This window comes from Pusillimonas sp., assembly GCF_044464525.1.
Taxonomy (GTDB): domain Bacteria; phylum Pseudomonadota; class Gammaproteobacteria; order Burkholderiales; family Burkholderiaceae_B; genus Pusillimonas.
In genome coordinates this window covers 169,173-184,636 of the sequence record NZ_JBIQLE010000002.1, presented here as the reverse complement: position 1 = coordinate 184,636, position 15,464 = coordinate 169,173, and the positions used below count along the sequence as shown (strand labels likewise).

General features: G+C 59.4%; 15 protein-coding genes. 7 read left to right on the top strand and 8 right to left on the bottom strand.

What is annotated here, in order from left to right:
- The first annotated feature begins 84 nt into the window (after nucleotides 1-84).
- Nucleotides 85-1,047: a sigma-54 interaction domain-containing protein gene (locus ACIY1O_RS02085; protein WP_397473412.1), complete on the top strand. Its 963-nt coding sequence runs from the start codon at nucleotides 85-87 to the stop codon at nucleotides 1,045-1,047.
- Nucleotides 1,048-1,079: 32 nt separating this feature from the next.
- Here the strand turns inward: ACIY1O_RS02085 and ACIY1O_RS02080 are convergent, their stop codons facing one another.
- On the bottom strand, nucleotides 1,080-2,129 hold the full coding sequence (locus tag ACIY1O_RS02080; RefSeq protein WP_397473411.1) for a YeiH family protein: 1,050 nt from the start codon (nucleotides 2,127-2,129) through the stop codon (nucleotides 1,080-1,082).
- 118 nt (nucleotides 2,130-2,247) lie between these two features.
- Between ACIY1O_RS02080 and ACIY1O_RS02075 the strand changes: the two genes are divergently transcribed.
- Complete coding sequence (locus ACIY1O_RS02075) at nucleotides 2,248-3,198, top strand: LysR substrate-binding domain-containing protein (RefSeq protein WP_397473410.1); 951 nt, start codon at nucleotides 2,248-2,250, stop codon at nucleotides 3,196-3,198.
- A complete protein-coding gene (locus ACIY1O_RS02070) occupies nucleotides 3,195-4,109 on the top strand; it encodes a ZIP family metal transporter (protein ID WP_397473409.1) in 915 nt (304 codons plus the stop codon). Before ACIY1O_RS02075 ends, ACIY1O_RS02070 begins: the two co-directional genes overlap by 4 nt.
- 20 nt (nucleotides 4,110-4,129) lie before the next feature.
- Here the strand turns inward: ACIY1O_RS02070 and ACIY1O_RS02065 are convergent, their stop codons facing one another.
- Nucleotides 4,130-4,447, bottom strand: a complete 318-nt coding sequence (locus ACIY1O_RS02065; protein WP_397473408.1) for a chaperone modulator CbpM — start codon at nucleotides 4,445-4,447, stop codon at nucleotides 4,130-4,132.
- A complete protein-coding gene (locus tag ACIY1O_RS02060; protein WP_397473407.1) occupies nucleotides 4,444-5,385 on the bottom strand; it encodes a DnaJ C-terminal domain-containing protein in 942 nt (313 codons plus the stop codon). Before ACIY1O_RS02060 ends, ACIY1O_RS02065 begins: the two co-directional genes overlap by 4 nt.
- A gap of 364 nt (nucleotides 5,386-5,749) precedes the next feature.
- Between ACIY1O_RS02060 and ACIY1O_RS02055 the strand changes: the two genes are divergently transcribed.
- The 3 genes from ACIY1O_RS02055 (at nucleotide 5,750) to boxB (ending at nucleotide 10,281) form a co-directional block, all read left to right on the top strand.
- Nucleotides 5,750-5,950: a CsbD family protein gene (locus ACIY1O_RS02055; RefSeq protein ID WP_397473406.1), complete on the top strand. Its 201-nt coding sequence runs from the start codon at nucleotides 5,750-5,752 to the stop codon at nucleotides 5,948-5,950.
- Nucleotides 5,951-6,110: 160 nt separating this feature from the next.
- Nucleotides 6,111-8,498 carry a catalase gene (locus ACIY1O_RS02050; RefSeq protein WP_397473405.1) on the top strand — a complete coding sequence of 796 codons (2,388 nt, stop codon included), beginning with the start codon at nucleotides 6,111-6,113 and terminating at the stop codon, nucleotides 8,496-8,498.
- Nucleotides 8,499-8,787: 289 nt separating this feature from the next.
- Nucleotides 8,788-10,281, top strand: a complete 1,494-nt coding sequence (gene boxB / locus ACIY1O_RS02045; RefSeq protein WP_397473404.1) for a benzoyl-CoA 2,3-epoxidase subunit BoxB — start codon at nucleotides 8,788-8,790, stop codon at nucleotides 10,279-10,281.
- A 545-nt stretch (nucleotides 10,282-10,826) separates the two neighbouring features.
- On the opposite strand, the gene ACIY1O_RS02040 is transcribed toward boxB, so the two are convergent.
- The 4 genes from ACIY1O_RS02040 to ACIY1O_RS02025 are packed head-to-tail and all read right to left on the bottom strand — an operon-like array spanning nucleotide 10,827 to nucleotide 13,119.
- The gene (locus ACIY1O_RS02040) at nucleotides 10,827-11,273 is read right to left on the bottom strand and encodes a carboxymuconolactone decarboxylase family protein (RefSeq protein WP_397473403.1); all 447 of its coding nucleotides are present in this window, start codon (nucleotides 11,271-11,273) and stop codon (nucleotides 10,827-10,829) included.
- Nucleotides 11,274-11,288: 15 nt separating this feature from the next.
- Nucleotides 11,289-11,954 (bottom strand): cysteine hydrolase family protein, encoded by a 666-nt coding sequence (locus ACIY1O_RS02035; protein WP_397473402.1) that lies wholly within the window; start codon nucleotides 11,952-11,954, stop codon nucleotides 11,289-11,291.
- An 8-nt stretch (nucleotides 11,955-11,962) separates the two neighbouring features.
- Complete coding sequence (locus ACIY1O_RS02030; RefSeq protein WP_397473401.1) at nucleotides 11,963-12,808, bottom strand: DODA-type extradiol aromatic ring-opening family dioxygenase; 846 nt, start codon at nucleotides 12,806-12,808, stop codon at nucleotides 11,963-11,965.
- 2 nt (nucleotides 12,809-12,810) lie between these two features.
- Nucleotides 12,811-13,119: a hypothetical protein gene (locus ACIY1O_RS02025; protein ID WP_397473400.1), complete on the bottom strand. Its 309-nt coding sequence runs from the start codon at nucleotides 13,117-13,119 to the stop codon at nucleotides 12,811-12,813.
- A gap of 106 nt (nucleotides 13,120-13,225) precedes the next feature.
- Here ACIY1O_RS02025 and ACIY1O_RS02020 point away from each other — a divergent pair, with 106 nt between their 5' ends.
- Nucleotides 13,226-13,891, top strand: a complete 666-nt coding sequence (locus ACIY1O_RS02020) for a GntR family transcriptional regulator (RefSeq protein WP_397473399.1) — start codon at nucleotides 13,226-13,228, stop codon at nucleotides 13,889-13,891.
- 29 nt (nucleotides 13,892-13,920) lie between these two features.
- Here ACIY1O_RS02020 and ACIY1O_RS02015 read toward each other — a convergent pair whose 3' ends face one another.
- Nucleotides 13,921-15,420: a catalase gene (locus tag ACIY1O_RS02015; RefSeq protein ID WP_397473398.1), complete on the bottom strand. Its 1,500-nt coding sequence runs from the start codon at nucleotides 15,418-15,420 to the stop codon at nucleotides 13,921-13,923.
- Nucleotides 15,421-15,464: the final 44 nt, after the last annotated feature.

The window sequence follows — 15,464 nt, the reverse complement described above, 5'->3', positions numbered from 1 at the left end:
ACTAATTTGATCGAACGCGTTCACGCTTTACTATTCACCGGAATAAGGACATGTCGTCGTGTCTGATTCAAACCTGTCTTTTTCATGATTAAAACCTCACGATTCCTTGGACATTCCTCGGCCGCCTTTCGTTTGGCGCGGTCGATCGTCAAAGCGGCTCCAACATCCGCCAGCGTATTGGTCATTGGTGAAAGCGGCACAGGAAAAGAAGTGGTTGCGCGCGCCATTCACGGACGAAGTTCGCGCCGCAAGCAGCCCTTTGTAGCCATCAACTGCGGCGCAATCAGTCCCTCGCTGGCCGAAAGCGAGCTCTTCGGGCACGAAAAAGGCAGTTTCACGGGCGCAGTCAGCAGTACCGAAGGCTGTTTCGGACGTGCCCACATGGGTACGCTTTTCCTGGACGAAATTACCGAAATGCCGTTGGCCATGCAGGTGCAGTTGCTGCGTGTACTCGAAAACGGCACCTATCACAGTGTCGGAGGCTCCGAGCAGAAAAAAGTGAATGTGCGCATTATCGCTGCAACAAACCGCGACCCCAAGTCGGCGGTCGAGGCCCGCACCTTCCGATCCGACCTGCTGTACAGGCTCGCGGTGTTTCCCGTGCGGGTGCCGTCGCTACGCGAACGCAAAAGCGACATTCCCTACCTCGCCCAGCGGTTTCTCCAAGAGCTGAACGAGCACGAGGGAACGAATAAAGTGTTTGCACCAGACGCCTTGTTTCACCTGGAAAGCTATCATTGGCCTGGAAATGTCCGCGAACTCAAGAACACCGTCATGCGGGCGTTCATCCTTGCCGACAACCAAGTCGAAATTCCTCCATTGAACGCCGACGCGAAGCCTGGGCGGCCCGACGTCAAGCATGGGTTGCTTAAAATTGCCGTGGGCACGCGGCTTGATTCGGCACAGCGTGCCATTATCATGGCTACTCTTGATTACTACGGAGGCGACAAGCGTCGCACGGCCATCGCGCTGGGCATCAGCCCCAAGACTCTATACAACCGGCTTGAAGAGTTCCGGAAACAAGGCTATATGTTTCGAGCGGCGTAGAGGCTTTTGGGTTGCCGGCAGGCGTGGGCGCCTCAGTTGAACAGCGACATTACAGCGATATTGATGCCGTAGCCACCCAATACCAAGAAGATGAATAGCAGGGCCGCCAGCAAAATCGGCCGCAGGCCCGCTTCGCGCAGCGACGCTATACGTGTGCGCAGGCCCAGCGCGGCCATGGCCATGGCCAACAGGACCGCATCCAGGTGCAAGATGCCTTGCACCACCGGGGCGGGCACAATCTGCAATGAGTTGATGCCGGCGGCCGCCACAAACCATACTGCGAACCAGGGCACAACGACACGCCCCCCTGCGGCGCCCCCGGTTTTGCGAGCTATGGCAAGCGACAGCAGCACCAGGAATGGCGCAAGCATCATCACCCTTATCATTTTTTCAATGACGGCCGTGGACGCCACGGCGTCGCTGACGGCTGCGCCGGCCGCGACGACCTGGGCGACTTCGTGGATGGTTGAGCCGACGTAGATACCGAAGGCCTGTTCCGTCATGCCCAGAAGCGGATATAAAAAAGGATAGGCGAACATGGATACGGTGCCGAACACCACGACTGTGGCCACCGCCACGGCGACATTGTGGGCATGGCCCTTGACGACGGGTTCGGCGGCCATAACGGCCGCCGCGCCGCAAATAGCGCTGCCCGCGCCGATGAGCATGGAGGTTTGTTTGTCCAGGCGGAAGACCCGGGTACCGACAAGGACCGCCAACATGAAAGTACAGCCCACCACCAGGGCTGCCACCAGCACGCCGCTCCAGCCGACTTGGGCGATATCCTGAAAAGTGATACGAAAGCCGAACAGGACGATGCCGGCTCGCAGCAGGATGTTCTTGGAAAAATCGACCCCGGCGCCTGTGCGAACGGCAATGGCCGGAAAGAAAGAATTGCCCGCCACCATGCCCAACACGATGGCCAAGGTAAGTGCACTAACGCCGGCCTGGACAAGCCACGAGGTTTGCGCCAGGAGGATGGCCGCCGCGGCCAGCGCCGCGGTAAGAGCCAGGCCTGCTGCCAGACCCGGGCGGGTCAGCGGAGCGAAGAGGGTGGAGGATAGGGTGGCGGACTGCGTCATGCGAGGGAAGGCCTGTAAAACGTTACATCAATTCAAGGCTTAAGCTTATAGATTGCAGTAATATGAGTCCAATACCCATTTCTCAAGAATTCATGAGTTAAATTCATAACCTATAGCCATGCGCCTGAATCTTCATCTGACTCGAGTTTTTTTCACAGTGGCAACCCGCGGCAGTTTCTCGCGTGGCGCAGAGCTGTTGCACATCAGCCAATCGGCAGCGTCCAAAGCCGTGCGCGAACTCGAAGACCAGCTTGGCCTGGCGCTGATCGAGCGGGGCGGGGCGCGAGGAAAGGGGGGGCGCGGCCTGCGATTGACCGAGGCGGGGCGGGCGCTGTACGAGCACGCCCGCGGTATATTCGCCCTCGAACGCGCCGCCCTGGACGATCTTGGGGCTCGCACAGGCATGCAAAAAGGCACATTGACAGTGGGCGCCAGCACCACGGTGGCGGGCTATTGGCTGCCCGCCTACCTCGCATTGTTCGCCGATAATTTTCCCGATATCGACCTGCATGTCGTGGTGGGCAATACAGCCGTAATCAGCCAGGGCTTGCTCGACTGCGAAGTCGACGTCGCCGTGGTCGAAGGCGGGGTGAACGACCCCGGCATCAGCTCTTTAAGATGGAGGGAAGAGTCTCTTCTTCTGGTGACCGCGCCGGGCACGGACATGGCCGGCGTTGAAGAGCTGGATTCCAGGCGCTTGAGCCGTGCCCGGTGGCTGGTGCGCGAGCCTGGCTCGGGCACGCGCGAAGTGGCCGAACGCCTGCTGCGCGCGGAAGGCGTACAGTGCGACCGCAGTGTGGAAATCGGAAGCAACGAGGGCATTGCCCGCTCGGTGGCGCAGGGTCTGGGTGTTGCAATGCTGCCCGAAGTGGTGATCCAAGACTTGCTCGCCCTGGGGCGTCTGGCTACCATGAATACTTGCAAGGCCGGCGGGTATAAACGCCCTTTATTTCTTCTTAAGCGTGCGCAACGGCCTTTGTCTCCGGCGGCCAGCGCATTTTCCAGCATCCTTCAAGAGCACGAGGCGCCCATATATCAGGGCGCCAAAGGGCCGGAAGGCACACTATGAGCAAACCCGCAACAGTAATCCAAGGCAATCCAAGGGCATCGGTCCTGTCCATTCTGCGGGCGCGCTGGCTGTGGATCTTGGTCGGATTGTTGCTGTGTCTTTTGTGCTTTCATGTTTACCAGGAAATCCAGTCCGGAAACCGGGCCATGAAGGGTGCTTTTCTGGGTGGAATGGCCGCGGCCGGCGCGACAACGCTGGGTACCTTGCCATTGCTCTTCGCTCGCACGTATTCTCAGCGTTTTATTGACACCATGTTGGGCTTTGGCGCCGGAGTCATGCTGGCCGCCAGCGGGTTTTCATTGATCATACCGGCCCTCAATGTCGCCGGTGAGCAGGGGGCTGGCTCTTGGGGCGCAAGTGGTTTGGTCGGTTTAGGCATATTGCTTGGCGCCGGTGTCTTGTTTTTAATCGACAAGCTCACGCCGCACGAGCATTTTGTCAAAGGGGTCGAAGGAGGCCGCGCGCGCGCAATGAGGCGTGCCTGGCTGTTTGCACTGGCCATCATGCTGCATAACTTCCCCGAGGGTCTGGCCATAGGCGTCGCGTTTGCCGGTACCGATATCATTGGTGCGCAATCGCTTGCAGCGGGCATTTCCATTCAGGATATTCCAGAGGGCATGGTGGTGGCCCTGGCCTTGTGTTCGGCGGGTTACAGCCGCTGGCTTTCAGCCGGCATCGCGGTGCTGTCGGGGCTTATCGAACCGCTGGCAGCCGTGCTGGGCGTCGTGCTGCTGGGCTTGTCGAATGCCTTGCTGCCATGGGGCCTGGCAGCTGCCGCCGGCGCCATGCTGTTTGTCATCAGCCACGAGATCATTCCTGAATCACATCGCCAAGGGCATGAGGCCTGGGCCACTGGCGGCCTCATGATCGGCTTTGTGCTCATGATGGTGCTGGATACCGCCTTGAGCTAGTGTGTTCGGGGTCGGCGCCGTCAGCGTACCAGCCGGGCGCGCAAGCGTGCTATTTCGGTTTCCAGGTCGTCCATGCGGCGCAGCAAACTTAACGCCAGCGTTAATCCGCGCGTGTCGAGTTCGAAATCGTCGCGCAGCCGGCGGGCCTTGCGCGCCATTACGATGCAATGGGTATGAAAAAAATAATTGTCAGCATCGGTGTTCGATGGCTCGATGATGCCGATCTCGATGAGTTCGCGCAGCTCTTGGGCGCTTAGGCCCGAAACCTCGACCACATGTTCGAATGAGCAGATATCCGAGGTATTGAGCCAGATGCTTTCCGTGATGTGGGTATTCATGAGCGTGCTCCCAGGTAGGAACGGGGGTTGAAGCTGGATTCGGCGGCAAGCTGCTGCAAAAGCTCGCGTTCGCGTGCCGAGGGCTTGGCGGGAACATCGATCTTGATGATGGCGTACAGGTCGCCGTGCTTGCCCGATGCGTCAGGGAGCCCCCGCCCTGACAGGCGCAGCTTGCGACCGGCGACCGTGCCTTCGGGTATCTTCATTTCCACGGTGCCTCCTGGTGTAGGTACTTCGACCGTTGCGCCCAGGGCGGCCTCCCATGGAGACAGAGGAAGATCGATGTAGAGGTCGCGTTCGCTCACCCGGTACAGCGGGTGAGGCTGGAACTGCATCGTGACGTACAGGTCGCCTGCCCGACCGCCGTTGAACCCTGGTCCGCCCTTGTTGGGCAGACGCAGCCTTTGGCCGTCGGAGGCGCCCTTGGGCACCCGGATACGGTAAGTCTTGAGGCTGCGGCGTGGCATGCCTTGCGCATCGTAATCGGGCAGAGATATTGTCAGATCGGTCTCGGCGCCGTCATAAACCTGTTCGAGGGTGACGGGCAGGGCGGTTTCAAAATCCTGGCCATTTAAGGGGCGGCGTGCGCGAGCCTGCTGCTCGGCCTGCTGGGCGGCGGCGAATGCAGCCATCAGGTCGGCCAGGTCGACGTCGGAAAAATCGGCCGACTCTTCATGAAAATGTTGCTGCCATTGATGTGGCGGAACAAAATCCTCGCCTTGGGGGTGTCGGCCCAGGGCGTCGTACGCCGCTCTTTTTTCAGGGTCCTTCAATGTGGCGTAGGCTTCGGCCACTTCTTTGAACTTGTGATCGGCGTCGGGTTCTTTGGAGACGTCGGGGTGGTATTGGTGCGCCAGCTTGCGATAGGCTTTTTTGATTTCGTCCTGCGAGGCATCCCTGCCGACGCCAAGCACTTTGTAATAGTCAACGTATTTCATGCGGGCTCCGAGAAACAGACCACGGCTTTGGCGACGATTTTCCCTGGCGCTTTGGGAATGGCCGGAAAGCCCCGACTGTATTGCATCAACATCTGTCACCAAGATTACCAATAACGCATTGCATTGCAAAGCATGCAGTGCTCATTGCGCGGCGTCTTGAGAGCAATGTGATTCCGCCACCTCATTGCTGGCCGCGGGTACGGCGCTTGCTTTGTAGCTTGTGTGGATGCATGAGCCCAGAGGCAGGTGAAAGCCCGGACCATCTGCCTCATTGGCGGCGCATGCATCCGCGCGCGTGTTTCGAAGGACGCGGCAAGGTGCACGCGGTAAAAACAAGCCGATAATTTCTAACAGGAGTTCAAGCATGAACAAAGACACAATTGAAGGTCAATGGAAGCAGCTATCAGGAAAGGCCAAATCGGCTTGGGGCGAGCTTACAGACGACGAGTTGGCGAGAACCAAAGGCGATGCCCAACAGCTGGCGGGCCTGATACAGGAAAAATATGGCAGGACCCGCGAGGAAGCCGAGCGTGAGGTAAGTGAATTCTTCGACAACAATCGTTGACAGAGAGATAGCGTCGGCGCCGGCGTTTTGCCGGCGTCCGGACACTCCCGCATTGGGGCCGCTATGTTCAGCGGCGTCTTGGCGGCCAACGTGGCTGCGGGCAAGGTACCGCGGCATATGCGTTGGCCGCCTTGCGTTTCATTATCAAGGAGACTGACAAATGGCCAAGAAAGACCCACCTGGGAAAAAGGCGCAGGCAGCGGAAACCGGATACAACCTGACGGACAGCGGCCCAGCCAGTGATCCGGCCGTTGGCAAGGGATCAGGCGAGGGCGTGGCCAAAGCGGCCGCCGTCGGCAAGCTGGCTTCGGACATGCCTTATAACCCCAACAAGGAAGCCGAGCATGGGCATGCCAATGCTTTGGCGCCTCCAGAAGGCGCGTCCGTGGAACCTGCCTCGCGCGACGCCACGGGCAGCACCTTGGCGGAGAAAAACCACACAGAAAAGTATGGCGGCCCGGCCGAGCCCGGGGTGAACGCCGCGGGCGGCTGCCTGGAGCGTGTGCGCGCCGATCCGGAAGGACAGGCTCTTACCACCAATCAAGGCGTAAAGGTTTCGGACAACCAGAATTCTCTGAAGGCCGGTTTGCGTGGGCCCGCCTTGTTGAAGGACTTCATACTGCGCGAGAAAATCACGCATTTCGACCACGAGCGCATTCCCGAACGGGTCGTCCATGCCCGGGGATCGGGCGCACACGGCTATTTCGAATGTTATGAGCCTTTGACCGCATTGACGCAGGCATCCTTGTTTTCTGAGGCCGGAAAAATCACCCCTGTGTTTGTGCGGTTCTCGACGGTTGCCGGAGAGCGCGGCTCTAAGGATACAGCGAGAGATGTGCGCGGCTTTGCCGTCAAGTTCTATACCGACGAAGGCAACTGGGATCTGGTGGGCAACAATATGCCGGTGTTCTTCATTCAGGATGCCATGAAGTTTCCGGACCTGGTGCACTCCGTCAAGCCAGAGCCGCATCACGCGATGCCCCAGGCCGCTTCCGCCCATGACACGTACTGGGATTTCGTCTCCCTGATGCCCGAGTCGACCCATATGCTGATGTGGCAGATGTCCGACAGGGCGATCCCCCGAAGCTTTCGCACGATGCAGGGGTTCGGCGTGCATACCTTTCGTTTCGTCAATGCCGATGGCGAGTCCATCTTCGTTAAATTTCATTGGAATCCCAAACAAGGCACGCACTCGCTGGTGTGGGACGAAGCGGTCAAGATCTCAGGGGCCGATCCCGACTACAACCGGCGGGACCTATGGGAGGCCATCGAGGCCGGCGCATACCCCGAATGGGAGCTATGCGTGCAGACTTTTTCTGAAAGCGACGCTGAGAAATTCAGTTTCGACGTGCTGGACTCGACCAAGATTGTTCCAGAGGAACTCGTCCCATTGCAGCCGATAGGAAAAATGGTGCTGAATCGAAATCCCGACAACTTTTTTGCCGAGACCGAGCAAGTGGCTTTTTGCGCTGCCCATGTTGTACCGGGCATAGATTTCACCAACGACCCTCTGCTGGCCGGGCGTATCCACTCATACGTGGACACGCAGATCAGCCGCCTGGGCGGGCCCAATTTCCATGAGCTGCCTATCAATGCACCCCTGGCTCCGGTGCAGAACAATCAGCGGGACGGCATGCATCGCCAGGCGATCCATCGTGGTCGTGCCGCTTATGAACCCAACTCTCTTGGCGGCGGCTGTCCCTTCCAGGCGGGCATGGAAGGCTACGTGTCGTTTCCCGAGCCTGTTGAGCAGGATGAGGTACGCGGCAAACCGGAAAAATTCGCCGAGCATTACAACCAAGCGACACTCTTTTATAACAGCCAGACTGAAGCTGAGAAGCGCCACATTGCAGCGGCTTTCCGTTTCGAGTTGAGCAAGGTGACGGTGCCGGCGGTGCGCAGGCGAGTGGTAGCCATGCTTCGCAATGCGTCCGAAGAGCTTGCGGCCCAGGTGGCCGACGGCTTGGGCATGGAGCTGCCCGAAGCCATGCCTTCCGCCTTAGCCAACCCTCCCAAGCCGGAAGTGGAGTTATCACCTGCGCTTTCCCTCATGGCGCGCCCGGGCGAAGTGGGCATCCAGGCCCGGAAAGTAGCCGTGCTGGTGGCCGACGGTGTAGATGGCAAGGCTGTTTGGGAAACCGCCCGTGTGTTGCAGGAACAGGGGGCTGTCGTTCGCTTGGTCGGCCAGCACATTGGCGCCGTCACGCAGCAGGGCGGTCCAGCCATTGATGCCGATGCGTCCCTTGAAAATCATCCGGGAGTCTTGTTCGACGGAGTCATCGTCCCGCCGGGTGGGAAGGCGGCGCAGATACTGGCTGCCGACCCCAAGGCACGTGAATTCATCACTGACCAGTTCCTGCATTCGAAAACCATTTGGGCTTCGCGGGATGCAGAGGCGCTGTTGCGCCTGGCCGGTATCAGCCCTCAGGACGAGACCCTGCCGGGTGTTTTCGTAACGAACAAAAGCGATGCAAAGGCGATTCAGTGTTTTGTCTCTGCCTTGGGGCATCATCGGCATTTCGAACGCGAGCGGCCCGCCACAGCTTGATGCCGAGCCTGCCAGATTGGCCGTCTCGGCAGGCAAATAGCGTGTGGCGGTTGCGGCAGGCAAATAACGGGTGAACAATAAATACAACCGCCGGCCCGCTGTGTTCCCGTAACCCCGCTTCTTCCGAATCAAAAGTTTGATTTTTATCAAAATCAACTTTGCCAAGAGCATTATCATGCATTTAATCGTCATTGCATGAATCAAAGTGCATAAAGACGAAAGGGCGGGAATCCATCCCGCAAATGCACGATGAAAACTTTGGGGCGGCAGACCCCGTCGGGAGAACATCATGAGCGAAAGCGAAGCCATCCGCGGCACAAATTTTGTGGAAGTCAATTATGACGAAAAAATCCCCAACAACGTCGATCTGAGCAGCGACCTGCAATTGCAACGGGCGCTCGAATCCTGGCAGCCCGACTACATCGACTGGTGGAAAGAGGCCGGCCCCGAGGGGTTTCACGACGCCGAGGTTTATCTGCGCACCGCCGTGGGGGTTGATCCCAGCGGCTGGGCGGTGTTCGACCATGTAAAGATGCCGGACTATCGCTGGGGCATCCTTCTGGCTCCCAAGGAAGAAGGGCGCACCATCCCCTTTGGGCGTCATAAGGGCGAGCCCGCATGGCAAGAGGTGCCGGGTGAGTACCGCTCGATTTTGCGCCGGCTTATCGTCGTACAGGGCGACACCGAGCCCGCATCGGTCGAGCAGCAGCGCTATCTGGGTCAGACGGCGCCATCGCTATACGACTTGCGCAACCTGTTCCAGGTTAATGTGGAAGAGGGCAGGCATCTCTGGGCCATGGTTTATCTGCTGGTCAAGTATTTCGGCCGTGACGGTCGCGAAGAAGCCAAGGGGCTGCTCGAGCGTCGTTCCGCGGATGAGAACAACCCCCGCATTCTCGGCGCGTTTAATGAACGCACACCCGACTGGCTGTCGTTCTTCATGTTCACTTACTTTACCGACCGCGACGGCAAGATGCAGCTTGCCTCGCTGGCGCAATCGGGCTTCGACCCTTTGTCGCGCACCTGTCGCTTCATGCTGACCGAAGAAGCGCACCACATGTTTGTCGGCGAAACCGGTGTGGGCCGCACCGTGGAAGCCACTGTCAAGGCCATGAACGCCGCCGGCATCAAGGACCCACACGACGTTGAAGCCATCCGCGCCCTGGGTGTGGTCGATCTGCCGACCTTGCAGCGCAAGGCCAACTTCCACATGTCGGTGACCCGCGACCTGTTCGGTTCGGAAATCTCCAGCAACGGAGCCGAGCTATTCAGCGCGGGGCTTAAAGGCCGCTACGAGGAAACGCGCATCGACGACGACCACGTGCTGACCAACGACACCTACCCGGTGATGACGGTGCGCGACGGGGAGATCGTTACCGAAGAGCAGCCCGCTCTGGCAGCGATCAACAGCCGCTTGCTGGATGACTACATCAAGGATTGCCAGGGCGGCATCGACCGCTGGAACAAGGTCATCGCCAACGCCGGCGTCGACTTCGCCTTCACCCAGCCGCACAAGGGCTTCAATCGCAAAATCGGTGAGTTCGCCGGGCACCACATCACGCCCGAGGGCGAAATCATATCGGCGGAAGAGTTCGAGGCGCGCAGGGATGAGTGGCTGTGCAACGAGGCGGACCACGACTTCATCGATTCGCTGATGAAGCCGGTATACGAACCGGGCAAATACGCCAGCTGGATCGCGCCTCCGCGAGTGGGCATCAACAGCAAGCCGGGTGATTTCGAGTACGTGAAGATCTACGATAACGACGCGGCTTCCGGCGACTGAAGCTTGGCTTGATGGTGTTTTGAACAGGGGCGGGGGATTCTGACCCGCCCTTTGGTTTGTTCTTATTGCGTGGGGTTTGTAGTTACGCCGCGCATGGCAAACACATCGCAGCACGGCAAGCTCGCGACACATTGCAAGGTGATCGTCCTATAGCTATCGCCCGTCACAATTTCCAATGCTCTAATCAACGCCCCAATACCAGACATAACGAGGCGTGGGGCGGAAGAGGTATTTTGGGCGACGTCCGACCAAGCCGAGCACCGTGGCAATTTCGGGGAGGCAAGCCCGGAACTGTTTGAGCGGGCAAGCTTGGCGGACCATGGTCCGCCGCCCGCGAGTTTTTCGGGGGCCCGCCGAGGGGCGCTCCGAAATTGGCAGGGTGGGAGGGAAGCCCGGCAAAGCCGGGCCGCCGGGAGCGGCGCCCAAAATACCTCTTCCGCCCCACGCCGCTTCAAGAACCCAACCAAAAAACGGCGCTTCGCATCGAGCAAATAAGCCCAGTAGCAAAGCGCCGCATGGTAAGCGCGTAAAACAGCCAGGAAGTATTACTTATTCGCCTGCGCCGCCTCGCGTTCTGCAATATTGGCCAGGACCTCGGCACCCCGGTTGGCCGCCGACAGCCCCCGGAACAGGAAAGTAAGGTTGACCACATCCTGCATTTCCTTCCAGGTGGCCCCCGCCCGCCGAGCCGCCATGCCATGCAGGATGGCCGCATCGCTAAGCGTGATCAGCAGCATGCCAAACAGCATCAGTTGCGTCGTTTTTACATCGAAGCTTTCTGGGTACATCGCGTGTTCGCGCATCTGCTCTTGAAGATCGACCATCTTCGGGTCGAGCGCGCCCGTGACGTTCATGCGCGCCTCGATGCGGGGCGGCACGAAGCCCAGCAGTTCCTCATAGATTTTGCCGCGCTCTTCGGCGCTTTTCTTGGTGTCGGCATACTCGCCCATGGACTCGCGGACAATATCGAGGTTGATTCGTTTAGGTAGCATTTCAGAAGCTCTTTATCAGTTGGTTGAAACAGGAGAGGGCGAGTGCGTCCATGCAGACACGACGTCTTGCGTGGTGCATACCTCGCCGAACAAGAATTGCATATTCATCAGGCTGGCTTCGTGCAGGGGGGGCGTATGCGAAGCCACCGCATCCTTGGGTACAATGCAGGTATAGCCTAGAGAATGGCCTTCGCGCGCCGTGGATTCAACGCATATTTGCGTTTGCACCCCGGTAAGCACCAGCGTTTCGACATTATGGGCGCGTAGCGCTTGTTCGAGATCAGTGCCCGAGAACCCACTGTAGTTATGCTTGGTGATGACTTTTTCGCCGGCGTCGGGACGAACGCAAAACCAGTCGGCGCCCCAGGTACCGGGCTCGCAGCAGACAGCCGTGATGCCCCGTTGCCTTAGCTTGCGCAGCATCGACGCGGGAATGCGTTCGTGTGAGTAATCGGCTGCGATCCAGATAACAGGCACCTTGCGTGAACGGGCGGCCTGCACCAGGCGCGTGAGATTCTCGCAAATGCCGGCCGCCGCCGAAACGTCTTTGCTCATGACCGTGTCGATATAGCCGCCCGGCGCGCAAAAATCATTTTGCATGTCGATGACGACCAGCGCCGCCGCGTCGGGCCGCAAGGCTTCGTCAAGCGGGCCGTCTTGCACAGGATGAATTGCGTTCATGAAGCCCCCTACAATGCCCAGTACGATCCGCCCATGCCGCAGCGCATGGGCACAGATGGAACGTAGAACACGCTTTCAGCTTTGGAATTGCCGTGCTCGGCCGCTGCGCCCATGGCTACCAGCCAGGCAAGCAGCTCGCCGGCGCCGCCATCACCGCCCGTGAGCAGCTTTTCGAAGGTGGTTTCCTGGCGGACCTTGTCCAGGTCGCCGGATTCGAGCATTTTCATGAACCAGCGGTCGAACTCTTCGTGCACGGTGAAGTAATCGAGCCCGCCCGGGTCGTGCGAGAGACCGCCGGTGGCCATGAGCACGACGCGCTCATCGGATGGAAAGCTTTCAACGATGCGGGCGATTTGCGCACCCACCTCAAGACAATGCGACGCGCTGGGCATGGGCGGCACGATGCAGTTCATGTGCACCGGCACGAAACGAACATCGTATTTGGGAAACAGGAACATCAGGGGCACCGACCAGTTGTCGTCGAAGAGAAGTTCTTCGGCGAAGGCATGGTTGATGCCGGCTTTGGCCGAGTCGCGTACCAGCGCACGCCCCAGCTCGCGATGCCCCGTGATCTGGTAATCGGGCACATTGAGCCAATCTTTGAACCAGGGCGCCGGACCCTGCCAATGGTCGCCGATGCCGACGCAGAAGTCGGGCACGTTTTCCATGGGGAAATTGAGCAGGTGGTCGTTGGCCACGCCAATGACCACATCCGGCTTGAGCTCTTCCATGCGGCGGTGGAACTCTTGATAGCCGGCAAGAACCCCATCTTGCTGATCTTTAGGGGCGCGGTCTATCCAGCCGGTTACGCCGGGCGCGTGGGCAATGCCCAAAGTAGCGACGAGCTTTGCCATGTTTATTGGTTCTCCGAAACGATGCCCATCTTTTGGGCGTATAGCTGGGCTGCATCACTGTTGTTGTGGTTGTAGCCGCCGCCCTTGAAAAGGCGGCTGATCTGGGGCAGAAAATAGGGGTGCACGCCCATGCGAGCCAGGCCGGCGATATCCATATTGCGCCAGGCCTCGCGTTCGGGCTCGGTAAGGCCGTAATGCTGCATCGATGCCTCGATGTCTTGCTGGAATTGCTGGTAGCGATCTTGGTCGCGCCGCAATTCGAACACCATGCGGTTTGACGGCAAGGTGCGGTCGGTGTCCTGAATGCCCATCGATATTCCTTTTAAATTTCGATTTCATAGGATAATATCGATTAAATGTAGTTGGGTTTATAATCGCTGTCAATCCGTAGGGCCACCAATAACAGTACCTTTTCCCATGTCCAAGGCAGATTCCACACCTACTCTAGCCAGCAGTATCGCCGCCCTGCTGCGCGAGCGCATCGCGCATGGCGAATTTGCGCCTGGCGCCAAGCTAAGGCTCGATGAGTTGCGAGCCATGTTCGGCGTCAGCCTCAGCCCGCTGCGCGAGGCCTTGTCGCGCCTATGCGCCGAGGGCTTTGTGGCCATGGAGGATCAACGAGGCTACCGCGTGGTGCCGGTGTCGCAGAATAATCTGGATGAGGTCATCCGGTTGCGGGTGCAGTTCGAAAGCTATGCTTTGCGCGAAGCCATCAAGAAGGGCGACGATGCCTGGGAAGGAGAAATGCTGGCATCTGTGCACAGGCTCAACAAAATAGAACGCGAACGCGTGGATGCTCAAGGGGTCAGCCAATGGGAGCAGGCGCACACTGTTTTCCACCGGAACCTGATCTCGGCTTGCGGCATGCCGTTGCTGCTGGATTTTTGTCAAACACTGCACGACCTCAACGACCGTTATCGCCGCATCTTCCTGTCGGCCAACCCCATCGACCGCGACGTGCGGCAAGAGCATGTCGACATCTGCACCGCCACGCTCGAGCGCCGTGCCGACGACGCCTGCGAGCTATTGCGCTTTCATGTGGAACGCACGGGGGCCAATGTGCTGAAGGCCCTCGTGCAGTAGGCGCGTGCTGCTATTTGTGCACGCTGAGATCAGGCGTCGCCCATGCCCGCGGCGGGGTCTTCTCCGCGGCCGGCGAACACATGTTCTTCGATACGGCGGCCCACGTCGGCATCGATGTTCTTCCAGTACTCGAGCGCGCGCTCGAGCACGGGGCTGCGCACGCCGCCCAGCAGGCTGCCGGCCACCTGGTCGATCAGCTTGTCGCGCTGGGCGTCGTTGAACACCTCGCGCACCAGTGTGCCCGGCTGGCTGAAGTCGTCGTCTTCGGCATGCAGCGTGTAGGCCGAGCGCACCATGTCGCCGTCCGATTCCCAGCCGTCAGGCACCGGACCGGTATCGTCCGCCCACGCGCGGTCATGGCTGTTGGGCGCATACACCGGCGCGTTGCCGCTATGGTGATAGGCCATCTGGCCATCGAACATATAGGTGTTTACCGGCACTTTGGGCTGGTTTACCGGTAGCTGATGGAAGTTGCTGCCGATGCGGTTGCGCTGCGCGTCAGCGTAGGCGAAGGCGCGGCCCAGCAGCATCTTGTCGGGCGACAGCCCGATGCCCGGCACAGTGTTGCCCGGCGAGAACGCCGCCTGTTCGATCTGGGCGAAGAAGTTGTCGGGGTTGCGGTTGAGCGTCATCGTGCCCACCGGAATAAGCGGATAATCTTTGTGCGACCAGGTTTTGGTAAGGTCGAAGGGATTGAAGCGGTAGGTCTTGGCGTCGGCGTAAGGCATCACCTGCACCGACATCACCCATTTGGGATATTCTTCGCGGGCGATCGCATCGAACAGGTCTCGGCGATGGAAGTCGGCATCCTTGCCGGCCATGTCGGCGGCTTCCTGGTTGCTGAAGAACTCCATGCCCTGTTGGGTGTGAAAGTGGTATTTGACCCAGAATTTTTCGCCCTTGGCGTTGACCCACATATAAGTATGGGAGCCGTAGCCGTTCATGTTCCGCCAGGTGCGCGGAAGGCCGCGCTCGCCCATCAGGTACGTGACCTGGTGCGCGGTTTCGGGGTTGCTGGACCAGAAATCCCATTGCATGTGATTGTCGCGCAGGCCCGAATCGGGCAGGCGTTTCTGGCTGCGGATAAAGTGCGGGAATTTCATGGGATCACGCACGAAAAAGATCGGCGTGTTGTTGCCCACCAGGTCGTAGTTGCCTTCGGAGGTATAGAACTTGAGCGAAAAGCCGCGCACGTCGCGCCAGGTGTCGGGGCTGCCCGCCTCGCCGGCCACGGTGGAAAACCGCGCCAGCATTTCGGTTTTACAGCCTTTCTGGAAGAGGGCGGCACGGGTGTAGGCCGAGACGTCTTCGGTGGTTTCGAATACGCCGAAAGCACCCGCGCCCTTGGCATGAGGTTGTCGCTCGGGGACTTTTTCGCGATTGAAGTGGGCCATTTGCTCGAGGAAATGCACATCGTGCAAAAGCAGGGGGCCGTCGGGGCCGACGGACAAGGTGTTGCGATCGCTTTGCGCCGGCGCGCCGGAGCCGGTCGTGGAATGCCTGGCCAGGTCTTTGCTGGAGTTGCTCATACGGATTCTCCTTGTGATGGGCTTCCGGCGCGACGGGATGCCGA